General features: G+C 67.3%; 21 protein-coding genes and 2 tRNA genes. 11 read left to right on the top strand and 12 right to left on the bottom strand.

The genetic code is table 11. From position 1 onward, the window contains the following. Positions 1 to 44 precede the first annotated feature (44 nt). The 6 genes from ACE3QC_RS00905 to ACE3QC_RS00880 all read left to right on the top strand — a co-directional run bounded on the left by ACE3QC_RS00905 (position 45) and on the right by ACE3QC_RS00880 (position 4,228). On the top strand, positions 45 to 917 hold the full coding sequence (locus ACE3QC_RS00905; RefSeq protein WP_374405203.1) for a CoA ester lyase: 873 nt from the start codon (positions 45 to 47) through the stop codon (positions 915 to 917). 75 nt (positions 918 to 992) lie between these two features. Next, positions 993 to 1,406, top strand: a complete 414-nt coding sequence (locus ACE3QC_RS00900; protein ID WP_374405202.1) for a holin family protein — start codon at positions 993 to 995, stop codon at positions 1,404 to 1,406. A gap of 37 nt (positions 1,407 to 1,443) precedes the next feature. Then, on the top strand, positions 1,444 to 1,878 hold the full coding sequence (locus ACE3QC_RS00895; RefSeq protein ID WP_374406599.1) for a type II 3-dehydroquinate dehydratase: 435 nt from the start codon (positions 1,444 to 1,446) through the stop codon (positions 1,876 to 1,878). A gap of 67 nt (positions 1,879 to 1,945) precedes the next feature. Further along, positions 1,946 to 2,440: an acetyl-CoA carboxylase biotin carboxyl carrier protein gene (gene accB, locus ACE3QC_RS00890; protein WP_374405200.1), complete on the top strand. Its 495-nt coding sequence runs from the start codon at positions 1,946 to 1,948 to the stop codon at positions 2,438 to 2,440. 8 nt (positions 2,441 to 2,448) lie between these two features. Continuing rightward, positions 2,449 to 3,798 carry an acetyl-CoA carboxylase biotin carboxylase subunit gene (gene accC, locus ACE3QC_RS00885; protein ID WP_374405199.1) on the top strand — a complete coding sequence of 450 codons (1,350 nt, stop codon included), beginning with the start codon at positions 2,449 to 2,451 and terminating at the stop codon, positions 3,796 to 3,798. A 73-nt stretch (positions 3,799 to 3,871) separates the two neighbouring features. Further along, positions 3,872 to 4,228, top strand: coding sequence for an endonuclease domain-containing protein (locus tag ACE3QC_RS00880; RefSeq protein ID WP_374405198.1), 357 nt, complete (start codon positions 3,872 to 3,874; stop codon positions 4,226 to 4,228). 107 nt (positions 4,229 to 4,335) lie between these two features. On the opposite strand, the gene ACE3QC_RS00875 is transcribed toward ACE3QC_RS00880, so the two are convergent. Then, positions 4,336 to 4,800 (bottom strand): Lrp/AsnC family transcriptional regulator, encoded by a 465-nt coding sequence (locus ACE3QC_RS00875; protein WP_374405197.1) that lies wholly within the window; start codon positions 4,798 to 4,800, stop codon positions 4,336 to 4,338. Between the two features lie 208 nt (positions 4,801 to 5,008). Here ACE3QC_RS00875 and ACE3QC_RS00870 point away from each other — a divergent pair, with 208 nt between their 5' ends. The 4 genes from ACE3QC_RS00870 to ACE3QC_RS00855 all read left to right on the top strand — a co-directional run bounded on the left by ACE3QC_RS00870 (position 5,009) and on the right by ACE3QC_RS00855 (position 7,954). After that, the gene (locus ACE3QC_RS00870) at positions 5,009 to 6,703 is read left to right on the top strand and encodes a histidine kinase dimerization/phospho-acceptor domain-containing protein (RefSeq protein WP_374405195.1); all 1,695 of its coding nucleotides are present in this window, start codon (positions 5,009 to 5,011) and stop codon (positions 6,701 to 6,703) included. Positions 6,704 to 6,744: 41 nt separating this feature from the next. Further along, positions 6,745 to 7,722, top strand: a complete 978-nt coding sequence (locus ACE3QC_RS00865) for a polysaccharide deacetylase family protein (RefSeq protein ID WP_374406598.1) — start codon at positions 6,745 to 6,747, stop codon at positions 7,720 to 7,722. A 56-nt stretch (positions 7,723 to 7,778) separates the two neighbouring features. Further along, positions 7,779 to 7,852: transfer RNA gene (locus tag ACE3QC_RS00860), tRNA-Ile, on the top strand. A 25-nt stretch (positions 7,853 to 7,877) separates the two neighbouring features. Continuing rightward, positions 7,878 to 7,954 (top strand) — tRNA-Pro (locus ACE3QC_RS00855). A 56-nt stretch (positions 7,955 to 8,010) separates the two neighbouring features. On the opposite strand, the gene ACE3QC_RS00850 is transcribed toward ACE3QC_RS00855, so the two are convergent. The 11 genes from ACE3QC_RS00850 to ACE3QC_RS00800 form a co-directional block, all read right to left on the bottom strand. Beyond that, positions 8,011 to 10,503 carry a fimbrial biogenesis outer membrane usher protein gene (locus tag ACE3QC_RS00850; RefSeq protein ID WP_374405194.1) on the bottom strand — a complete coding sequence of 831 codons (2,493 nt, stop codon included), beginning with the start codon at positions 10,501 to 10,503 and terminating at the stop codon, positions 8,011 to 8,013. Positions 10,504 to 10,519: 16 nt separating this feature from the next. Then, entirely contained in the window at positions 10,520 to 11,281 is a 762-nt protein-coding gene (locus tag ACE3QC_RS00845; RefSeq protein WP_374405193.1) for a molecular chaperone, read from the bottom strand. 125 nt (positions 11,282 to 11,406) lie between these two features. Further along, positions 11,407 to 11,568: a hypothetical protein gene (locus tag ACE3QC_RS00840; protein WP_374405192.1), complete on the bottom strand. Its 162-nt coding sequence runs from the start codon at positions 11,566 to 11,568 to the stop codon at positions 11,407 to 11,409. A gap of 58 nt (positions 11,569 to 11,626) precedes the next feature. Further along, on the bottom strand, positions 11,627 to 12,187 hold the full coding sequence (locus ACE3QC_RS00835) for a hypothetical protein (RefSeq protein WP_374405191.1): 561 nt from the start codon (positions 12,185 to 12,187) through the stop codon (positions 11,627 to 11,629). A gap of 154 nt (positions 12,188 to 12,341) precedes the next feature. Continuing rightward, the gene (locus tag ACE3QC_RS00830) at positions 12,342 to 13,379 is read right to left on the bottom strand and encodes a hypothetical protein (protein ID WP_374405190.1); all 1,038 of its coding nucleotides are present in this window, start codon (positions 13,377 to 13,379) and stop codon (positions 12,342 to 12,344) included. After that, on the bottom strand, positions 13,376 to 13,714 hold the full coding sequence (locus tag ACE3QC_RS00825) for a hypothetical protein (RefSeq protein WP_374405188.1): 339 nt from the start codon (positions 13,712 to 13,714) through the stop codon (positions 13,376 to 13,378). Before ACE3QC_RS00825 ends, ACE3QC_RS00830 begins: the two co-directional genes overlap by 4 nt. Before the next feature lie 62 nt (positions 13,715 to 13,776). Continuing rightward, the gene (locus ACE3QC_RS00820; protein WP_374405187.1) at positions 13,777 to 14,385 is read right to left on the bottom strand and encodes a hypothetical protein; all 609 of its coding nucleotides are present in this window, start codon (positions 14,383 to 14,385) and stop codon (positions 13,777 to 13,779) included. A 141-nt stretch (positions 14,386 to 14,526) separates the two neighbouring features. Next, the gene (locus tag ACE3QC_RS00815; protein WP_374405186.1) at positions 14,527 to 15,153 is read right to left on the bottom strand and encodes a response regulator; all 627 of its coding nucleotides are present in this window, start codon (positions 15,151 to 15,153) and stop codon (positions 14,527 to 14,529) included. After that, a complete protein-coding gene (locus ACE3QC_RS00810) occupies positions 15,154 to 15,468 on the bottom strand; it encodes an Hpt domain-containing protein (RefSeq protein ID WP_374405185.1) in 315 nt (104 codons plus the stop codon). Further along, entirely contained in the window at positions 15,461 to 15,832 is a 372-nt protein-coding gene (locus tag ACE3QC_RS00805) for a response regulator (protein ID WP_374405183.1), read from the bottom strand. The genes ACE3QC_RS00810 and ACE3QC_RS00805 overlap by 8 nt, the downstream gene beginning before the upstream one ends. Then, positions 15,829 to 18,132: a CHASE3 domain-containing protein gene (locus ACE3QC_RS00800; protein ID WP_374405182.1), complete on the bottom strand. Its 2,304-nt coding sequence runs from the start codon at positions 18,130 to 18,132 to the stop codon at positions 15,829 to 15,831. Before ACE3QC_RS00800 ends, ACE3QC_RS00805 begins: the two co-directional genes overlap by 4 nt. 66 nt (positions 18,133 to 18,198) lie before the next feature. On the opposite strand from ACE3QC_RS00800, the gene ACE3QC_RS00795 reads away from it, so the two are divergent. Beyond that, positions 18,199 to 19,521 (top strand): MATE family efflux transporter, encoded by a 1,323-nt coding sequence (locus ACE3QC_RS00795; RefSeq protein ID WP_374405181.1) that lies wholly within the window; start codon positions 18,199 to 18,201, stop codon positions 19,519 to 19,521. The last annotated feature ends 50 nt before the right edge of the window (positions 19,522 to 19,571 follow it).

Below are 19,571 nucleotides of genomic sequence, written 5' to 3'. Positions count from 1 at the left end.
GTGACGCGCGCCGTGCTACGCGCTGACGAACAAGGAGACGATCGATGCAGCGGATGCGCTCGTGGCTGTTCGCCCCCGGGGACAGCGAGAAGAAGATGGCCAAGGCGGCGGACGGCGCGGCCGACGTGGTGCTGCTCGACCTCGAGGATTCGGTCGCGCCCGAAGCCAAGCCCGCCGCGCGCGAGCTGGTGCGCGAGTTCCTGGCCGCGCGCGGCGACCGCGAGCGACTGTGGGTGCGGATCAATCCGCTGTCGGGGGACGAGGCGGCGCGTGATCTCGAGGCGGTGATGCCCTCGGCGCCCGGCGGGGTCTTCCTGCCCAAGGCGGAGGGGCGTGGCGATGTCGAGACCCTCGACGAAATGCTCTCCGCGCTGGAGGCGAAGCACGGCATCGCGCCGGGCTCGACGCGGGTCGCCGCGCTGGTGACCGAAACCGCGAAGGCGATGTTCCACACCGGCGACTATGCGGGTTCGCCCAGGCTGGTGGCGATGAGCTGGGGAGCGGAAGACCTGTCGTCGGCACTGGGCGCACGGGTTCAGTTCGCGCCGGGCGGCGGTTACATGCCGACCTACGAACTGGCGCGCAGCTTATGCCTGCTCGGCGCGGTCGCGGCGGGTGTCGCGCCGATCGAGACGATCCAGGCTGATTTCCGCGATCTGGACGGCTTGCGCGAACGCGCGGCGATGGTGCGCAGCCAGGGCTTTCGCGGGATGCTGGCGATTCATCCGGCGCAGGTCGAGGTGATCAACGACGCCTTCACGCCCGGCGAGCAAGAGATCGCGCACGCGCGCAAGGTGATCGCGACGTTCGATGCCCATCCCGGCGCGGGCACCGTGGGGCTGGACGGCGCGATGCTCGACCGGCCGCACCTCGTGTTGGCGCGATCGCTGCTGGCGGATGCGGGGTTGGATGGCTGATCGGTAAAAACTGGTTTCCTACACGAACCAGTATGGTTATCTAAATTGGCGACTCGCAGCCAGCGGAGTGCGCCAATGCCCCTCATCGAATCGCTGATCGGCCCGATCGCCTCGATCATCGACAAGGTCATCCCCGACAAAGAGGCGCGGGCGAAGGCCAAGCTCGAACTTCTCGCGCTGCAAGGCACGCAGGACCTGAAGCAGATCGAGGCGCGGCTCTCCGCCATCGTCGCCGAAGCCACTTCGCGCGATCCCTGGACCAGCCGAGCGCGCCCCAGCTTCCTCTACGTGATGTATGCGCTGGTGCTATTCGCGCTGCCGATGGGCGTGATCTCGGCGTTCTCGCCAGGCATCGCCCAGGGGATCAGTGCGGGCATCACCGCCTATCTGCGCGCGCTGCCGGAAGAACTCTACGCGCTCTTCGGCACCGGCTACCTCGGCTACACCGCGGCCCGCCAATGGGGCAAGGCGAAGGGGGTTGAGCGGTGATCGGGCTCCGCGCTATCTGCGCGGCATGAGCGTTCCGATCACAAACACCATCTACGTCCTCAACGGCCCCAACCTCAACCTGCTGGGTCTGCGCGAGCCGGACATCTATGGCTCGGACACGCTCGACGACATCGCGGCCATGCTGGAGGATTGCGCGCGCGGGCTCGGCTACGAGATCGACATGCGCCAGACCAATCACGAGGGGATGCTGGTCGACTGGCTGCACGAGGCGCAGGCGGAAGGCGCGAAGGCCGTGCTGCTGAACGCGGGGGCCTATACCCACACCTCGATCGCGCTGCTCGATGCGATCCGCGCGATCCGCACGCCGGTGATCGAGGTTCACTTGTCCGATCCCTCCACGCGCGAGGAATTCCGCCACCTTTCCTACGTCGGGATGACGGCGGCGAAGACCGTGCAGGGTCTCGGCGCGCGCTCGTACATCGTCGCGCTGGAAGCCGTAGCGGAATTGTAACCTGCGCCCTTGCCAGCCCGCGCCCGTCCGCGCATAGGCGTCCGCTTACAGCGAACAAGGGTTGTTTATGGCCGAAACCAAAGGCAGCGCCGGGCGTAAATCCGGCATGGACGTCGACACGAAGCTGGTGCGCGAGCTCGCCGAACTGCTTGCCGAAACCGGGCTGACGGAAATCGAGGTGGAAGACGGCGAGCGCAAGGTGCGCGTTTCGCGCGGGGGCGGCGTCGCTGCGGCCCCGGCCTATGCTCCCCCGCCTCCTCTTGCCGCAGCATCGGCGCCGGGCGCCGCCCCGGGGGATGCACCCGCCGCGCCTGCCGCCGACGACCACGCCGGCGCGCTCAAGTCCCCGATGGTCGGCACCTGCTACCTCGCGCCCGAGCCGGAGGCGCCCAATTTCGTGAAAGTCGGCGACAGCGTGAAAGAGGGGGACACCCTGCTGATCGTGGAAGCGATGAAGGTGATGAACCCGATCGCGGCCGACAAGGCGGGCACGGTCAAGGCGATCCTCGTCGACAACGCCCAGCCGGTCGAATTCGACCAGCCGCTGGTCGTGATCGGCTGATTCGCAACATGGGCATTTCACGCATATTGATCGCCAACCGCGGCGAGATCGCGCTGCGCATCCATCGTGCCGCGCACGAGATGGGGATCGAGACGGTCGCCGTCCATTCGACCGCCGACGCCGATGCGATGCACGTGCGGCTGGCCGACCATGCGGTGTGCATCGGCCCGCCGCCCGCCGCCGACAGCTACCTGAACGTCGCGGCGATCATCTCGGCCGCCGAGATCGCGCATGCCGACGCGGTCCATCCCGGCTACGGGTTCTTGTCGGAGAACGCCAAGTTCGCCGAGATCGTCGAAGCGCACGACCTCGCCTGGATCGGCCCCAAGCCCGAGCACATTCGCACGATGGGCGACAAGGTGGAGGCCAAGCGAACCGCGGGCGCACTCGGCCTGCCGCTGGTGCCCGGCAGCGACGGCGCCGTGTCCGATTACGACGAGGCGCGGCGCATCGCGGCGGAGATCGGCTACCCCGTCATCATCAAGGCCGCCAGCGGCGGCGGCGGGCGCGGGATGAAGGTGTGCGAGGCCGAGGACCAGCTCGAAAGCCTGATGAAGCAGGCCGGGACCGAGGCGAAGGCCGCGTTCGGCGACGCGACCGTCTATATCGAGAAATATCTCGGCAATCCGCGTCACATCGAATTCCAGGTGTTTGGCGACGGGCGCGGCAAGGCGATCCATCTGGGCGAGCGCGACTGCTCGCTCCAGCGCCGCCACCAGAAGGTGCTCGAAGAAGCCCCCTCCCCCATCCTCACGCCCGAGGAGCGTGACCGCATGGGAATGATCTGCGCCGACGCGATGGCCAAGATGGGCTATCGCGGCGCGGGTACGATCGAGTTCCTGTGGGAAAACGGCGAGTTCTACTTCATCGAGATGAACACGCGCCTGCAAGTCGAGCATCCGGTGACCGAGATGATCACCGGGATCGACTTGGTACGCGAACAGATTCGTATCGCCGACGGAAAGGACCTGTCGTGCCGGCAAGACCAGATCACGTTTTCCGGGCACGCGATCGAATGCCGGATCAATGCGGAAGACCCGTTCACCTTCGCCCCTTCGCCGGGCACGGTGAACTACTACCACGCGGCAGGCGGCATGCACGTGCGCGTCGATAGCGGGCTCTACGCCGGCTATCGCATCCCGCCATACTACGACAGCATGATCGCCAAGCTGATCGTCTACGGCCGCAACCGCGAACGCTGCCTGATGCGCCTGCGCCGCGCGCTGGAGGAAATGGTGGTCGAAGGCGTCAAGACTTCGATCCCGCTGCATCAGGAACTGATCCAGCAACCCGACGTGCTGAGCGGCGACTACTCGATCAAATGGCTCGAGGAATGGCTGAAGGAGCGGGAGGGATAAGATCCTCCCCGTTTTCGCCGCAGGCGCAAATGGGGAGGTGGCGCCCGCCGCAGGCGGGTGACGGAGGGGGCGAATGCCACGCAGCAAGCAACCGCGCAACGTTGGCCTGGCACGCAGGTTGCGCCAGTCGATGTCGCTGCCAGAAGTGCTGTTGTGGCAGGCGCTGCGTGGATCTCCGCAGGGCATCAAGGTCCGCCGCCAGCACGCGATCGGCGACTATGTGCTCGATTTCTACGTCGCAAGCCGGAAGCTCGCGATCGAGATCGATGGCATTTCCCACGACATGGGTGACCGCCCTGCCCGCGACGAAGCGCGCGATGCATGGCTGCGCGAACGAGGCATCGAGGTCATGCGGATCGCAGCGGACGAGGTGCTGCGCGATGCGGACGGGACTGCCGATGCGATAATCCGGTATTGCCTTGGGGGATAACCCCTCCGTCAGCCGCTGTCGCGGCTGCCACCTCCCCATTTGCACTGCGTGAAAATGGGGAGGATACCGAAACTCAGTCGCCAATCTTACGGTGTTGACGGGAAGAGCTACTCCAGCGGCACACCGGGTTCATGCTTGCTCGTGCGGATCGTCAGCGAGGTCTTCACGCTGGCGACGTTGGGCGCGGGGGTCAGCTTGCTGGTCAGGAATTCCTGGAAGCTCTGCAGGTCGCGGCTGACGATCTTGAGGATGAAATCGATCTCGCCATTCAGCATGTGGACCTCGCGCACTTCGGGCAGGTCGTGCATGTGCGTTTCGAACTCGCGCAGCGCGTCCTCGGCCTGGCTCTTGAGGCTGACCATCGCGAACACCGTAATCGCGAAGCCGAGCTTGGAGGCGTCGAGTTCGGCGTGATAGCCGCGGATGACGCCGGCTTCCTCCAGCGAGCGGACTCGCCGCAGGCACGGCGGTGCGGTCAACCCCACCCGATGCGCGAGCTCGACGTTGGTGACGCGCCCCTCGTCCTGCAGTTCGGCCAGCAGACGCCGGTCGATGTCATCCAGATTCGCCATCGCGGGTGCCCCTACGACTGCCATGCGCCCGCACGGCCATGCTGAAACTAAACCGGCCCCACCGCCGCCAGTTGGCTAATTTTATTATCTCTGCCAGCAATTGTCCCGCTTTGCAACGCAGTGTTCGACGGCCTGCCGCAGCTCCGGGGATATTGATAGATGGCGCATTCCCGCCACGCGCCGGGGCCTCTATGTCCAGCGGAGATCCATGCAGTTCGACGACCGCCTCGCCACAGTGCTGCGCCACCGCGCGAGCGGAGGCCGGGCTGCGCATACGCAGTTCCGGCAGTTGCTCGACTTGCTCGGCGCACGGCGCGGGGGGCATGACGGCAAGCTGCTGTCGTCCGCCTGGCTGCGGCTCGGCGCGCTGGGCGAGGCGATCGCGCCGCGCGAGCGGGCGACGATGATCCGCGACGGAGGCTGGCGCTTCGGCAACCCCGAGCTGGCCGCGCATTTGGCGGAGGAGGAGCCCGAGGTCGCCGCCGCCGCCCTCGCCCGCGCGGACTTGTCGGAGGACGACTGGGAGGCGCTGATCCCGCGCCTGCCGATCCGCGCGCGCGGCTTCCTCCGCCTGCGCCGCGGCCTGCCGCCACGCGCGGAGGAATTGCTCGAACGGCTCGGCATCCACGACCGCGGGCTGCCCGATCCCGGCCCTGCGGCATCGCCCGATGTCACCCCATTCCCTGCACGCGAGCGCGAGCCGCTCGAGCTCACCGTCCCCGCCAACGATTACGACGACGGGGAGATCGAGGAGGAAAGCGCGATCGGCGCGCTCGTCCGGCGGATCGAGGCGTTCCAGCGTGCGCGCGCCGAGGGCGTGCCGAACGATACGTCGCCGCGCCTGCCGCTCGGCGAACAGGACGACACCGCGCGGCCGCCGCTGGCGGGCTTCGCTTTCACCACTGATGGCGAGGGGCGGATCGACTGGGCGGAGCCGCACGTGGCCCCGATGGTTGTCGGCACCGTGCTGGCGGACGCCGCGTTCCGCAAGGCGCTGCGCGAGTGGCGGCGGGTGGAGCGCATGCCGGTCGAGCTGCGCGGGGCTTCGCTGGTCGCGGGGCATTGGGTGGTGGACGCGGCACCGCGCTTCACCGTACCGAGCGGGCGGTTCTACGGCATGGCGGGCAAGCTGCGCCGCCCGCCGGTGCGCGCCGCAGCCGCCGTTGCCGACACGGAGGGAGAGGCCGACCGCATCCGCCAGTTGCTTCACGAACTGCGCACCCCGGTGAACGCGATCCAGGGCTTCGCCGAGGTGATCCAGCAGCAGGTGTTCGGCCCGGTGCCGCACGAATACCGCGCGCTGGCGGCCGCGATCGCGGGGGATGCCGCGCGCATGCTCGCCGGGTTCGACGAGCTCGACCGGCTGGCGCGGCTCGAGACCGGTGCGATCGAGCCGCTGGAGGGCGATTGCGATTTCGCACTGCTGTGCCGCGCGCTGGCCGGCCAGCTCGAGCCGGTTCTCGCGCCGCGGATGTCGGGGTTCGAGATCGACATCCCCAAGGGTCCGGCGGTCGTCCCGCTCGCGCTGCGCGAGGGGGAAGCGCTGGCCTGGCGGCTGCTCGCGACGCTCGCGACCGCGGTCGGCACCGGCGAATCCCTCCCGCTCGTGCTGCGCCGCGAGGCCGGGCACCTCACCCTGACCGCAGGCGTGCCCGCGGCGCTGGCGGACGAGGAGGACGTGTTCGCCGCCGCGCCGCGTCCCTCGTCGGGCGCGCTGAGCGCGGGGATGTTCGGCGCGGGGTTCGCGCTGCGGCTCGCGCGGGCGGAAGCGCGCGCGGCCGGGGGCGATCTCTCCCACACCCGCGGCGAACTCCGGCTCGTTCTACCGCTCTTGACCGCCGCCGGGCGCAACTCTAGCGCCGTGGATCAGGACGAGGATCGGCGGCGACCACAGGCGCGCTGACCGGTCGACCCGCTCGTGAGGAACGCCGCCGCTTGAACCGCATGTCCCCGCCCGGCCCTCCGGCCCGCTTCGCCCCCGACTTCGGGCAGCGCGTGCTGCTGACGGTCGATACCGAGGAAGAGTTCGACTGGGACGCGCCGTTCACCCGCGACCGGCACGGGCTCGACCATCTGCCCCGGCTGCGCAACTTCCAGCAGTTCTGCGAAGATCATGCGATCGTGCCGGTCTATCTGGTCGACTGGCCGATCGCCACGTCGCCGCTGGCGCAGGAAATCCTCGGCGATGCCGCGGCGCGCGGCGCGGCGGAGATCGGCATCCAACTCCACCCGTGGGTCAATCCGCCGTTCGACGAAGAGGTGAACGCGCGCAATTCGTTCGCCGGAAACCTGCCGCCGGAACTGGAACGGGACAAGCTCCTGCGCCTGCGCGACGCGATTGCGCAGGGCTTCGGCATCGAACCGATCATCTATCGCGCGGGGCGGTACGGCTTCGGCCCCGCCACGCCCGGGCTGCTGCAAGAAGCGGGGGTCGCGATCGACACTTCGTTTCGCGCGCTGTTCGATTACAGCGGTGGGCACGGCCCCGATTACAGCGCCTGCCCGCTCACGCCGTTCTGGCTGGACGACGAGCGGCAGGTGCTCGAACTGCCTGTGACGACGGTCTACTGGGGCATGTTGCGGCAGCAGGGGCGTATGCTCCATCCTTTGCTGTCGCGCGCGCCGGCGCTGTCGGGCCTGTTTGCGAAGCTCGGCCTGCTGCAACGCATCGCGCTGACGCCCGAGGGGATCACGATCGACGAGGCCGTGCGCGGGCTCGACATCGCGATAGACGACCGCCTGCCGCTGATCGTCCTGTCGTTCCACAGCCCCTCGCTCGCTCCCGGGCACACGCCCTATGTGAAGAGCGAGGGCGACGTCGGCGCGCTCTACGGCTGGCTCGCCGCGGTCTTTGCCTACCTCGCCCGCCACGGCGTGCGCCCGACCACCGTTGCGGAGATCGTGCAGTCGGTGGTGCGCTGACGCTTGCGCCCCGCCGCGCCGCGGGCTAGTCGCCACGCGCCGCACGGTATCGCGGAGGGCCTGTAGCTCAGTTGGTTAGAGCTGGCCGCTCATAACGGCTAGGTCGCGGGTTCGAGTCCTGCCGGGCCCACCGGATACCGCAGGCGAAATCAGGTCGGGGAGTGGCGCAGCCCGGTAGCGCGCTTGCTTTGGGAGCAAGATGTCGCAGGTTCGAATCCTGTCTCCCCGACCATTTTTTTATCCAGATCAGCGCAGAAGCGCACCTTCGCTTTTCCAGGTCTATCCAGATCACTCACTGTCATCGGCCGCCGCAGGCGCGAGGCTGCCCAGCGCGACGGCGCGGTTCGCGTCTTCCGCGATCGAAAATATGAAGCGCGTGTGGTCGGCGTCGTTCAGGACGATCGTCCAGCGGCCCGGAGCCAGGCCCGAGGCGCCGAACCGGCCGGCGGCGTTGGTGAACAGGGCGATCGGCTCGCGGTCCGGATTGGCGTCTTCGGTGGCGGTGCCGGAGACCAGCGCGATGGGCTGGCCGCCCGCATCGAGCAACTGGCCAACCACGCTCGTCATGTAGTCGGAGCCGACCGTCAGACGGTATCCGGCGCGATAGGGCGGCAGCAGGCGGAACGAGCCTTCGCCCAGATCGGTGCCGAGCGGCGCATCGGGCGCGGTCACCAGGATATTGCGCTCGCTGTAGCTGCTCAGGCTGGGCTGCAGCGCGGTGCCCAGCGCGCCGCTGTTGGCGGTGGCGTAGCGTCCGTTGGCATCGATCAGCACGTCGGTGCCTTCCAGCGCGCGGTGCGGCGCGACGATCGCGAACCCGTCCTGTATCGGTCTGCCGACGGTGACCGCGCCATCGGCCATCGCCAGCGCGATGCCGAAGCGCAGCGAGGTGCGCTGCGAGGTCGATCCGCCCAGATCGCCCTCGAACGTGCCGAAATGCGCGAAACCGAGTTCGGCGCGGTTGGAGTAGTAGATCCCGTTGGCGGTGGTGCCGATGCCGAGATCGCTGCGCTCCACGTCCGCGCTCAGATTATAGGCCCCGGTGCCCGAACCGCGATAGGTCTGGTAGCTCAACCGCGCGCGGTTGTTCCGGCTGTCGTAGTCGCTCCGCACGCTTGAGCTGCGGTCGAGGCGGTACACCAGCGATATGAAAGCGGAGACGCGCCCTTCGCCCCGGACGCGCTCGTAACCCACATCCGCGGTGAGGTTGAGACGGGGGGAGATCAACCAGCCGCCCGTCGCGCGCAGGATTCCTGCGTCTGGCTCTCCGCCGCGCCCGCGTGAATAGCGCGCGTCGATCCCGGCGTAGATGGTTTCGGTGATCGACGCATTGTAGCTGGCGCCCGCGATCACGCCGTAAGGGTTGAAGGGCAAGAAGGTGCCGATCGGCGCGAAATTGCGGCTGCGCGTCTCGACCGATGCCGAGAGAACGTCGCTGCCGCCGCTCGCCGCGCGGGCGATGGTGCGCTGGAAGGTCAGGATCGACGCCCAGCCCGATCCCACGCCGTTTACGTGCGAGGCCGAGGCGAACCCGCCGAACGATCCGATCGGCGTGGCGACCACGGTTTCCACCCCGCCCATCCAGCCGCCCGGATCGGCCTGCGCGTTGACGCCTAGCGTCAGATTGTCGCTGACCCCGCGGCGATAGAACCCGCTGAACGCGAGATCGTCGCTGTACACGGGCCCGCGCCTGCCGAGCGGTGCGAGCACGCCTGCGTAGAGGCCGAACTCGCTCAGGCCGTCGGCCAGTTGCCCCTGATCGAGGAAGATATCGAAATCGACCGTTTCGCTCCGCCCGGTATCGTCGGTGATCGTCAGTTCCACGTCGTTGGCACCCTGCGCGAACGGGAAATCGGTGAGGTCGAACGTGCCGGGATCGAGTTCTACCCGGCGCACGAGCTGGCCGTTCACGCGCACTTCCACCACCGAGCGGCGGTCGAGCTGGAAGCTGCGATTGCCGCGCGGGCGGACGATCCGTTGCGGATCGAGCAGCGAGTAGAAACGCGAAACCGACAGGCCGCTGATCTCCGGCGCGGCCTGGAATCCGCGCGCGAGCGTCTGCAGGTCGCCGCCGCTCCAGCGCATGAGATTGCGTCGGTCGTCGTAGACCAGGCGCGATCCGCGGCGCTGGAAATCCGCGCCCGGCGCGCCCGCCTGCCAGTTCGCCTCGCTCTCCGCCACGATGCCGTTGATGCGCGCCGCGCCGTCGAGATAGGTGATCGGCGCGGCCAGCCCGCGGTCGCTGCCCTGCTGGACCCAGTCCATCGAGCCACGCACGTTGAGATACGCGCTGACATCCGCCGGTGCGACGTAGCTCACCGGGCCCCGCACGCCATCGTCGCCAACCGCCAGCGAGCGGCTGATGCGGCTCGCCGGGGCGATCTCGAGAACGAGTTCGAGCGTCTGCGGATCGTAGCCGATGCCCACGCCGACCGCTTCCAGATCGGCGCGATCGAGCACGCCGCGTTGCGCCGCACGCGTGCGCAGGCGCGCTACCAGCGCCGGCGCAAGACGCGGCTCAAGAAGATCGAGCAAACGTGTGGTGGCGAAGCTGAGTTGGCCGTTCGTCTCCAGCGTGACAGTGGCGTCGCCGAGGTAGGCCTCGCCATCCATCACCGGAACGATCAGCACCGTGATCCTGCCGGTCGGATTGACCCGCGCGCCGTCAGCCGCAGGGTCGATCACCACCCGCGCACCGCCGTCCGCCGCGGTCTGGGCGTGGCCCGCGACCGGCAGCAGGCTTGCAGCGACGAGCAGTGCAGCCGCGATACGTTTCGTCATTGCGGCCTGCGCTGTCTCAATTGTCGGGCGTGAAGCGCGCCTCGATCCGGCCTTCGGCCTGCGGCAGCGCGAGCGGCAGAGTCAGCCGCCGGGTCTGCTTGCCGCCGATCAGCCCGTAGCCGAGGGTCTGCTGCATCTCGGGTCCGGTGATCTCGTCGCTGAAAACCTCGCGGCCGTCTGCGCCATATTGCGCAACACGAATGCGTCCGCGCGACAGATATCCGTGCGCGGCCGAGGTATTGGAGACGGTGACGACCGGTACTGGCGCGCCTTCGGCATTCGCGCCGATTTCGGCCGAAACGATCGACAGCTCGGGTGTCACGCCTACGGGCGACACGCTGACGAGGATCTGGAAATTGTAGAGCAGCTGGACGTTCGACTGCACGTCCGTGGTCTGGACGGGCAACTGCGCGGCGGTCACGAAATAGTGCTTGCTGCGCTCCAGCGCCGGATCGCCGACGTACTGGACGCGAAAGCTCTGCCGCTGGCCCGGTTCGATCAGCGATTGCGGCGGGAAGACCACGAGTTCGCCCGGGTCCTGCCCGGTGGGTGTCACTCCATCTTCGGTCAGCTCCAGCGCCTCGACGCGCATTTCAACGGGGAGCGGTTGGTCGAACGTGTTCTCGACCGTAACCGTCTGGCTCATCGTACGGCCCGAGGTGGTGAGGTCGATCACCACCGGCTGGACGATCATCGCATAAGCGGCGGCGGACACCAGCAGCCCCGCGGCAGCTACGGCCGATACGGTACCGATTGCGATCTTGTTGAGCAATTGCAACGACCTACTCCTCTCGCGCACCAGTTTCGGGCGTGACGATGAACGTCCGTCCGTCATATCGGAAGAAAGAAACCGGGTTAACCCGCGCTTATCCATTTCGTCGCGCCTGCGGTGAAACGGGCACACTAGTCCGGCAGGAAGAAACGTTCGCCTTCACCGAAAGCGCCCGACAGGCGCTCGTATTCCTCGGCCAGGAAGAGCAGCTCTTCTCGCTCGCGCGGATCGCTCGCCGCCGCCGCCCGGACGCGCAATTCGGCCGCGAGGGCCGAAGGGTTGCAAGTCTGCATGCCGGCTCGCGGCCAAAATCCCGGCAGGCCCCCGAAGGAACCTGCCGGGAGCCCCCCGTCAGGCGGTCGGCGCGATGGTGATCTCGACCTTGCCGGCATAGGTGCCCGCATCGAGGATCGCCGTCGAATCGGCGGTCATGCCGCTACCGACCGTCAGCGTGACGTTGTTGGACACCGCAGCGAAGCGATCGCCCACTTGGCCCGTCGTCGCGCCCGAGCTCAGCGACTGGTCGGCCACCGGCGTCGTGCCGCCCTTCGCACCCATCGCGACCAGCGTGGCGGTGTAGTGCACGGTGTTGGTGTAGCCGTTGGGCGAGTTGGTCGCGGCGGCGTTCACCAGCGGCTTCGCATCGACCGAGATCTTCGGGTTGGCACCGTTGCACTTCACGGTGAAGCTGCGGCTGAGGCCGCCGGTGTTGCCGGCGAAGCTCGGGTCGACGGTGCCGTCGGCCTTGGCGAGTTCGCCCAGCGTGATGCTGCCGGTGATCGGCGTCACGGCGGAGCAGCGCGCACCCACGGTGCCGGTCACGTCAACCGAGCCGCTGGCCGACTGCGCGAAGGCGGGGGTGGTGGCGAAGGCGGAACCGATCACGAGAGCGGAAAGAAGCAGCTTGTTCATCGTCATTCTCCAGTCGAAAGTTCGAAGGGGCGGTGTTGCCCCGATGACCTGGAGATAGCCCGGACCTGACCGCGCCGACATTTAGCGGACGGCGAAAAGCAGCCTAACTTCCGGCGCTTTCTCGCTATATCCGAGGATATAGCCGCAAGGCGGCCTACAGCGCCGCGCAGTTGGTGGGAGCTGATGCGGTGACGATCGGCGTGAACGTGATGCTGATGACGTCGCCGTAATTGGGCGCCGGGGTCTTGGCCGATCCGCCTTCCTTCAGCGTGGCGCGCAACGGCAGCGTTCCGGCCCTCCCATCCATCCCCGCCCGCGCGCAGGTGCGCGTGCCGAACGAAGTGTTCGAGGTGACTTCCTGCCCCAGGAAGCGCGCGCTGTAGCGGATCGTCTGCGCGCTGTCCGACAGGTTGCCGCCGGGATAGGTCAGGCGGAAATTGTTCTGCGACCGCATTCTCACCTCGAATGGGCCGGAGCTGCGCACACGCAGCGAATTCACCGCCGAAGTGGTGTAGCGGTCGGGTGCCGCAAGCACGGCCGAGGTGGTTGCGTCCCCGATTTCCCCGAAGTCGAGCGGCGATCCGGCGTAATAGGCCTGGAGCGCACTGACGGTGTTGACGTTGATCCGTATCGCGCCGGGCTCGCGCACGGGCACCGGCTGGCCGAGAAGGCCGAGGACGCCGGAACAGATGTACATGAGGTCGAGCACGATCGGCTCGCCGGAAGAAAGGTCGGTGCCGGGCGGCACGGTGACGCGCAGATTAAGCGGCGTGGACAGGTCCGACGACAATATCCCCCCGAAATCGAACCGTATCTCACCCGCCGCACCCGCGCCATTGTCGCGCGAATCGAGCGCGCGGGGGCGACCGGCGGTCGCACCCTCGGGATAGATCACCCGGTATCCGCGATAGGTCACGTCGATCGCGGGCGAGCCGGTGGGGGCGACGATAATCGCGCTCACCTCGTCGGTCAGGCCCAGCACCAGCCCGCGATTGCGCCGCAGGACAAGTGGGATGGTGACTTCGGACAGGCCGCCGGGGGAAAACGGATCGTAGGTGATGCTGGCCGGCGCGGTCGCGGTGCCGGTGACGCCGCAGATCGACGCGATCTGGGTCTGCGCCTGCGCAGGCGACGCGATCGCCAGCATCCCCGCCAGCCCGCCGATGGTGAATGCAAATGTCCGCGCCCTCATAAACGGGGCGATACGACGATCTCCAGTGCGGCGCGAGTCGATTGCGTGTCCGAGCGTGCGGTTCCGGATGCACCGTCGCGTTCCGTCAGATTGCGAACCTGCGATGTCATGCGCGGCTGCGCATGATTGCAAATCGCCCTGCCATCGGGCGTCGAGCGGGTCTTGCGCGCAGCCGATACATTTGGATTCGCGACCCAGCAGCGCGGCGCGACATGACCCTGAACCCCGATCTGCACGGCCTCGTCCGCGCGCGCCGGGCTCACTGGCAGCGCCAGTATCACCGCCAGGGCGGCGAACGCCGAAAATCCGCGCAAACGAGATGCAGGCCTCATCATACCGGAGCGAGAGGTATGCGCCGCCGGTTAATGAAAGCAAAGACGAAATGCTTACCCGCATGTTAGGGACTCACACTGACGGTGATCGAGAGCGTATCGGCATAGCGGCCCGCCACGAGCGTATCGGCTCCGGCATAGGCTGGCGCGCTCACGCGCAGATACGATCCGTTCGCTTTCGTGGCGGCGCCTGCCAGCCGCAGGCCGGTGCTGCTGCTCGCCGTGCCCGCGAAGGCGCAGGAGCCGCCGGCCGACAGGCTCGAAGCGTCGCAGCTGGACGAGCTGTTGGTACCGTTGTCCGCCACCATGTAGAGCGCGACGCGATAGGGCGCCTTCGCCTGGTACCCGCTTCCGCCGGCCGCGGCGCTCGCCATCCCGCCGTTCTGCGAGGTGACCGCGATGCGCGAAGCGCCCGTGCAATCGAGCTGGATCGCGAAATCGCGGGTGAAGCCGTTGCGGTCGAAATCGGCCTGGTCGATCGTGCCCGAAGGCGCGCCGCCGCTGGCGAAGCCGCAGCGGCCGAGCACTGAAGCGCGGACTTCCACCCCCACCTCGATGCTGTTGATCGCGCCCTGCCCGGCAGCATAGGCGGTGGTCTGCGCACGCGCGGGCGGGCTGGCTATAGCGAGGATCGCGACCAGCAGTGCCATTCCGAGCGTGTGGAGGTAAGCCATCGTCCGCCTGTCGTCGGCGGCGGCCCCATGCCGCTCGCCTTGAGCGGCAGATGCGCGATCAGGGCGGCGCGGGCCATTCATCCGGCGGCGATAAAGCGGCTCACCTTCGGCAAAAAACGCCTATATCTTCGGATATAGCGGCTAGAGGCCATGCTCCTTGGCGAGCAGGATCAGCTCGGTGCGGCCGCGCACCTCCAGCTTCTCGAACACCTTGTGCAGATGCACTTTCACCGTGCCTTCGGTGAGGCCCAGTTCGCTGGCGATTTCCTTGTTGCGCAGGCCGCGTTGCACCAGTGCCGCGACCGTGCGTTCTCGGCTGGAGAGCACGGCGAAGGGGTCGCGCGGCGCATCGGGGGACATGGCGAAATCCATCGCCCGCTGCATCACCTCCTGATCCAGCCAGCGGCGCCCCTGCACCACCGTCTCAAGACAAGTCAGCAGGTCGCGCGGCGCGGTCGCCTTGATGACGATGCCGTTCACCGACAGCTGGATCGCCTCGCGCGCAAGCTGGTCGTTGATGCCGCCCGTCAGCAGCACGACCGGGCGGTTGTCGCCGCGTGCGCGCAATGTCCGCAGCACGTCCAGCCCGCTGCGTTCGGGCATTCCGTTGTCGAGGATGAGCATGTCGGGCCGCGCGCTCGCGAGCGCATCGAGCGCGGCCGCGCCGGTGTTCACCGTCGCCACGACCTCGAAATTGGTGTTGTCCAGCAACGTCGTAATTCCCGCCATGGTCAACGGGTCGTCGTCCGCAACGAGAACCTTGGTCATCTACTCCACCGTATCGTTAGCAAGCGGCGCCGGACCATGCCCGAGCGATGCAAGTTGGCGTAGGAGATCGCGCGCCAGTTCCGCAACCTCGCCCTCAGGCCGTCCCTCGTCGATCGCGATCTCGACACAGCGCGCCGCATCGCCGATCGCGGGATGGCCGAACATTCCTGCGCGCCCCGAAAGGCTGTGGCACAGGCTTGCCAATTCCTGCCGGTCTTCGCGCTCCAGCGCGGCGGCGATAGCAGCGGCGGTGTCGCCCGCCTGCTCCGCAAAACGCGCCGAGAGCGCGGCGAGGCGCTGGCCGATGTCATTCATCGAGCAAGTCGCGCACCTGCTGCGCCAATGTCATCGGGTCGAACGGCTTGGCGATCACCCCGCGCGCGCCGAGATCGCGCAGATGCGCGACTTCCTGCGCTTGCGTGCGCGCGGTGATGAAGACCACGGGGATCGCATAGGTCCGGTCGTCGTCGCGCAGGATGCGGAGCACACCCGGCCCGTCGAGTTCGGGCATCATGACATCGAGCAGGATAAGATTCGGTTGCCACGCCCGCGCGGCGTCCACTCCTTCATGACCCGAACCGCAGGTGCGGATTTCGAACGCGGGATCGAGCGACAGCGCCATCTCGGCGATCTCGCGGATATCCGCCTCGTCGTCGACATAGAGTATACGGCTCGTCACTGCTTGCCTCCGGCATGTTCCTTTCGATCGATGCGCCCCATCACCTCGTCGACCAGCGTATCGAGGCTGGCGCGCGATTTCACGAGCACGAGATCGATACCGTCTTCTCCGCCCGCGGCGACCTCCTGTGCGGTGAACAGAACGATCGGCAAGGTCGATGAACGCTTGCGCAGCGGGGCGACCAGTTCGGTGCCGGGACCATCGAGCATACCCACGTCGAGGATCGCGGCGTCGTAGCGCGTCCGCTTGATGAGCGAGCGCGCCTCGGTGACGCTTGGCGTCGAATGAATGCGCGCGCGTCCGCCGAACGCGCTGGCGACGACAGCGAGCATATCCGGATCGTCGTCGACATGGAGTATGACAGGCAACGCATGATCGCCGGGGGCAGGTTCGCGCGCCGCGGCGGAACTGCGCATTTCCGCCATCGGCAGGTCGACATGAAACATACTGCCTTTGCCCGTCTCGCTATCGAAACTGACCGATCCGCCCAGCCGTATCACGATCTCGCGCACGATGCTGAGGCCAAGGCCCGTACCGCCCTTCTGCCGCGAATCCGACGCGTCGGCCTGCGCGAACTTGCCGAAGATCCTGTCCCGGAAGGCTTCGGGAATGCCGTCACCCCGGTCGATCACGCTGATGCGGTAACGCCGATCCAGCGGCGTGACGCGCAACGTCACCGCCTCGGCGCGTGGGGAGAATTTGATCGCGTTGGACAGCAAGTTCGTCACCACCTGCATCAACCGGTCCTCGTCCGCCAGCACGGCGGCGTCTGCCGGGATATCGTCGACCTCCACGGTTACCCCGTAATCGCCCGCAAACCCGGCCGTCTGGTGAACCGCGGCCTCGAGCAAGGTCGACAGCGACAGCGGGCGGATATCGAACGTCATGCGGCCCGCTTCGATCTTCTCGATATCGAGGATGTCGTTGATGAGCCGCACCAGCCGCGCGGCATTGCTATGCGCGATCTCGATCAGGCGTGCGATCTTGGGCGGCACCTCGCCGGCCGCGCCGCCATTGATGAGACCGAGGGAACCGGCGATCGAGGTTAGCGGCGTGCGCAGTTCATGGCTGACCGTGGCGACGAATTCTCCCTTCAACTGTTCGACCTCGCGGCGCTCGCTGATGTCGCGCAGAACTGCCAGGAACAGGGTTTCACTAGCGAGTTCGACCGGGCTGATGGAAACCTCCAGCGGGAAGGTCGAACCGTCGCTCCGCCGCCCGACGAACTCCTGGATGTTTCCCGAACCCGCCTTGCGGTTCGCCTTGAGGCGGCGGAGGAACGTCTCGATCTGGCCGCGATCGGGCGCGACTTCGAACAGCGCGCCGATGTCGCGCCGCAAGAGCGATTGTTCCGTCACCCCGAACATGTCCGCAGAGGCCGAATTGAGGCTTTCGATGCTACCGCTGGGGTTCAGCACGATCATGCCGTCTTTCGCGCTGCCGAAAATCGCGTCCTGCCGCGCGGCGGCATCGCTCGCGCGGCGTAGCGCCCGGGTGCGCGCGGACTGGCTGCGGACGATCAGGAAGGCCGCGATCGCGAGCAGCGCGATCAGGCCCGCTTCCAGAGTCAGCGTGCGTATTCGCAGCCGTTCACGAACCACTGCCGCTGTGGCTGTACGCTGTTCGAGCCTGGCGCGCTCCTCTTCGGAGATCGTCTCCACCAGCGACCGGATGCGATCCATGATTCTCTTGTCGCTGCCGGTCGATATCAGACGAACGGCCTCGTCCCGCCGCCCTTCCTCGACCAGCGCGATCGTCCGCGCAATGAAGCGCCGCTTGTCAGTCGATGCGCCGCGAAGCAGATCGATCAGCCCCGCTTCGCGCGATCGGCCGGCCAACCGGATATATGTCGCAAGGCTCTCGTCCACGCGCGCTTCGGCGGCGAGATAAGGTTCGAGGAATCGCGGGTCGCCGGTAATGACATAACCGCGCTGACCCAGTTCCATGTCCTGATGCAAAGTCAGGACGCTCTGCAACGCGGCCCGCGCGTCATAGGATGAAAAAACGTCCTGCCGCAGCTTCGCGCTCTGATCGAACCCGCGATCCGTCGCGAGCGCCAGAAACGCGATAACCACCAGCACACCGGCGCATGCCGCAATCAGCAAATGATTGGAATTCCGGGCAAATCTTAAAAGCGAAAAACGCCGCATGTGTGAATGTCCGGAACGCGATCCGCGAAATTTGTCGTCAAACCTTAAGATACATAGTGCGCGCGCGGTTAGGAAACAGTTAAAGGAGACTTGCCGACCGCACGATGGAAATCGGCGCGCACGGCGCACAAGCGTGGCACATGCCGCCAACTGCATCCTATGGGTCGTGAAGAACGATAACTTTCCGCCGTTGCGATTCTTTGGGAGGAGCACTGCTTGAAGGCCACCTCCACCGACACCCGCGCGATATGGGCGATCGCCCTGCCTGCGATGGTCACCAATGTCGCCACGGCGCTGATCGGGCTCGGCGACATATGGATTGTCGGGCGGTTGGGCGACGCTTCAGCGCAGGGTGCGGTCGATATCGGCGCGCGGCTGTTCGCGATGCTGTTCGTGGTGATGAATTTCCTCAAGACCGGGACGACCGGCCTCGTCGCGCAGGCGGGCACGCGCCATGGCGCGCATGAGCAGGCCGCGGTGCTGCTGCGCGGGGCGACGATCGGGATCGCCATCGCCGCGGCGCTGCTGCTCGCCAAGCCGCTGCTCCTGCCCGCGCTGCTCGACGTGCTCGGCGCGCGCGGCGAAGTGCTGGCGGCGGCGCGGACTTATGCCGATATCCGCTACTGGACCGCGCCGGGCGTGATGCTGAATCTCGCGCTGGTCGGCTATCTCGTGGGGCAGCGGCGGATGACGGCGGTACTGCTGTTCGAGGTCGGCTACAACCTCGCCAACGTGGCGCTCGGGCTGTGGTTCGTGCTCGGGCTCGACATGGGCATCGCCGGGGTTGGCTGGTCGAGCTTCGCGGCCGAATACGCCAAGCTGGCCGTCGTCGTGCTGTTCGTGCTGCGCGGCAACAAGGGCCGCGTGGTGATCGCCGCCGCGCGCGAACGCACGGTGCTGCGCTGGGCGAGCCTCCGGCCGTTCCTCGCGCTCAACCGCGACCTGTTCCTGCGCACGGTGGTGCTGATGATCGCGCTCGCCGCGCTGACCCGGCTGAGCGCCGAACGCGGCGCGGTGGTGCTGGCGGCGAACGGCATCCTCTACCAGATGTTCGTGCTTTCCGCCCTGCTGCTCGACGGGTTCGAGAACGCCGCGCAAGTGCTGAACGGCGAGCGCAAGGGGGCCGAGGATCGCGCCGGGTTCGCCGCCTATCTCAAGGCGATCCTGCTACGCGGCTTCGCGGTCGCCGCGCTGGTGGCGGCGGGCTTCGCGCTGTTCGCCGACCCGATCCTCGCCAGCTTCGCCGCCACGGAAGCGGTCGCAAGCGCCGCGCAGGAGCAGGCGATCTGGCTGGTGCTGATCCCCTTTTCGGGCGTAGCGGGCTTTGTGTTCGACGGGGTGTTCGTCGGCGCGAGCTGGACGCGCGCGCTGCTGCTCTCGATGCTCGGTGCGGTCGCAGTCTATGTCATCGCTTTGTGGCTCGCATGGCCGCACGGCAACTGGGGGCTGTGGCTCGCCTTCACCCTGCTGCTTGCCGCGCGCGCCGCGATTCAGGCGGCGATGCTGCCCCGGCTGATACGGCACGGCTTCGCAACCTGAACGGCGTGCGACAATCCGCTACCAACCGCGACGCGACGGGCGCGCGATGC

Origin of the sequence: Pelagerythrobacter sp., assembly GCF_041912895.1 — a bacterium.
In the GTDB taxonomy this organism is placed as follows: Bacteria; Pseudomonadota; Alphaproteobacteria; order Sphingomonadales; family Sphingomonadaceae; genus Pelagerythrobacter.
The sequence above is the reverse complement of the archived record's forward strand: the minus strand, read 5'-3'. Positions and strand labels throughout refer to the sequence as shown.

Excerpts from the sequence above, each read along its gene's own strand:
- ACE3QC_RS00870 (WP_374405195.1), top strand. The coding sequence starts at position 5,009 with ATGCAGTTCGACGACCGCCTCGCCACAGTGCTGCGCCACCGCGCGAGC.
- ACE3QC_RS00820 (WP_374405187.1), bottom strand. The coding sequence starts at position 14,385 with ATGGCTTACCTCCACACGCTCGGAATGGCACTGCTGGTCGCGATCCTC.
- ACE3QC_RS00880 (WP_374405198.1), top strand. The coding sequence starts at position 3,872 with ATGCCACGCAGCAAGCAACCGCGCAACGTTGGCCTGGCACGCAGGTTG.
- accC (WP_374405199.1), top strand. The coding sequence starts at position 2,449 with ATGGGCATTTCACGCATATTGATCGCCAACCGCGGCGAGATCGCGCTG.
- ACE3QC_RS00865 (WP_374406598.1), top strand. The coding sequence starts at position 6,745 with ATGTCCCCGCCCGGCCCTCCGGCCCGCTTCGCCCCCGACTTCGGGCAG.
- ACE3QC_RS00830 (WP_374405190.1), bottom strand. The coding sequence starts at position 13,379 with ATGAGGGCGCGGACATTTGCATTCACCATCGGCGGGCTGGCGGGGATG.
- ACE3QC_RS00875 (WP_374405197.1), bottom strand. The coding sequence starts at position 4,800 with ATGGCGAATCTGGATGACATCGACCGGCGTCTGCTGGCCGAACTGCAG.
- ACE3QC_RS00825 (WP_374405188.1), bottom strand. The coding sequence starts at position 13,714 with ATGATGAGGCCTGCATCTCGTTTGCGCGGATTTTCGGCGTTCGCCGCC.
- ACE3QC_RS00850 (WP_374405194.1), bottom strand. The coding sequence starts at position 10,503 with ATGACGAAACGTATCGCGGCTGCACTGCTCGTCGCTGCAAGCCTGCTG.
- ACE3QC_RS00840 (WP_374405192.1), bottom strand. The coding sequence starts at position 11,568 with ATGCAGACTTGCAACCCTTCGGCCCTCGCGGCCGAATTGCGCGTCCGG.
- ACE3QC_RS00905 (WP_374405203.1), top strand. The coding sequence starts at position 45 with ATGCAGCGGATGCGCTCGTGGCTGTTCGCCCCCGGGGACAGCGAGAAG.
- accB (WP_374405200.1), top strand. The coding sequence starts at position 1,946 with ATGGCCGAAACCAAAGGCAGCGCCGGGCGTAAATCCGGCATGGACGTC.
- ACE3QC_RS00815 (WP_374405186.1), bottom strand. The coding sequence starts at position 15,153 with ATGACCAAGGTTCTCGTTGCGGACGACGACCCGTTGACCATGGCGGGA.
- ACE3QC_RS00810 (WP_374405185.1), bottom strand. The coding sequence starts at position 15,468 with ATGAATGACATCGGCCAGCGCCTCGCCGCGCTCTCGGCGCGTTTTGCG.
- ACE3QC_RS00900 (WP_374405202.1), top strand. The coding sequence starts at position 993 with ATGCCCCTCATCGAATCGCTGATCGGCCCGATCGCCTCGATCATCGAC.
- ACE3QC_RS00835 (WP_374405191.1), bottom strand. The coding sequence starts at position 12,187 with ATGAACAAGCTGCTTCTTTCCGCTCTCGTGATCGGTTCCGCCTTCGCC.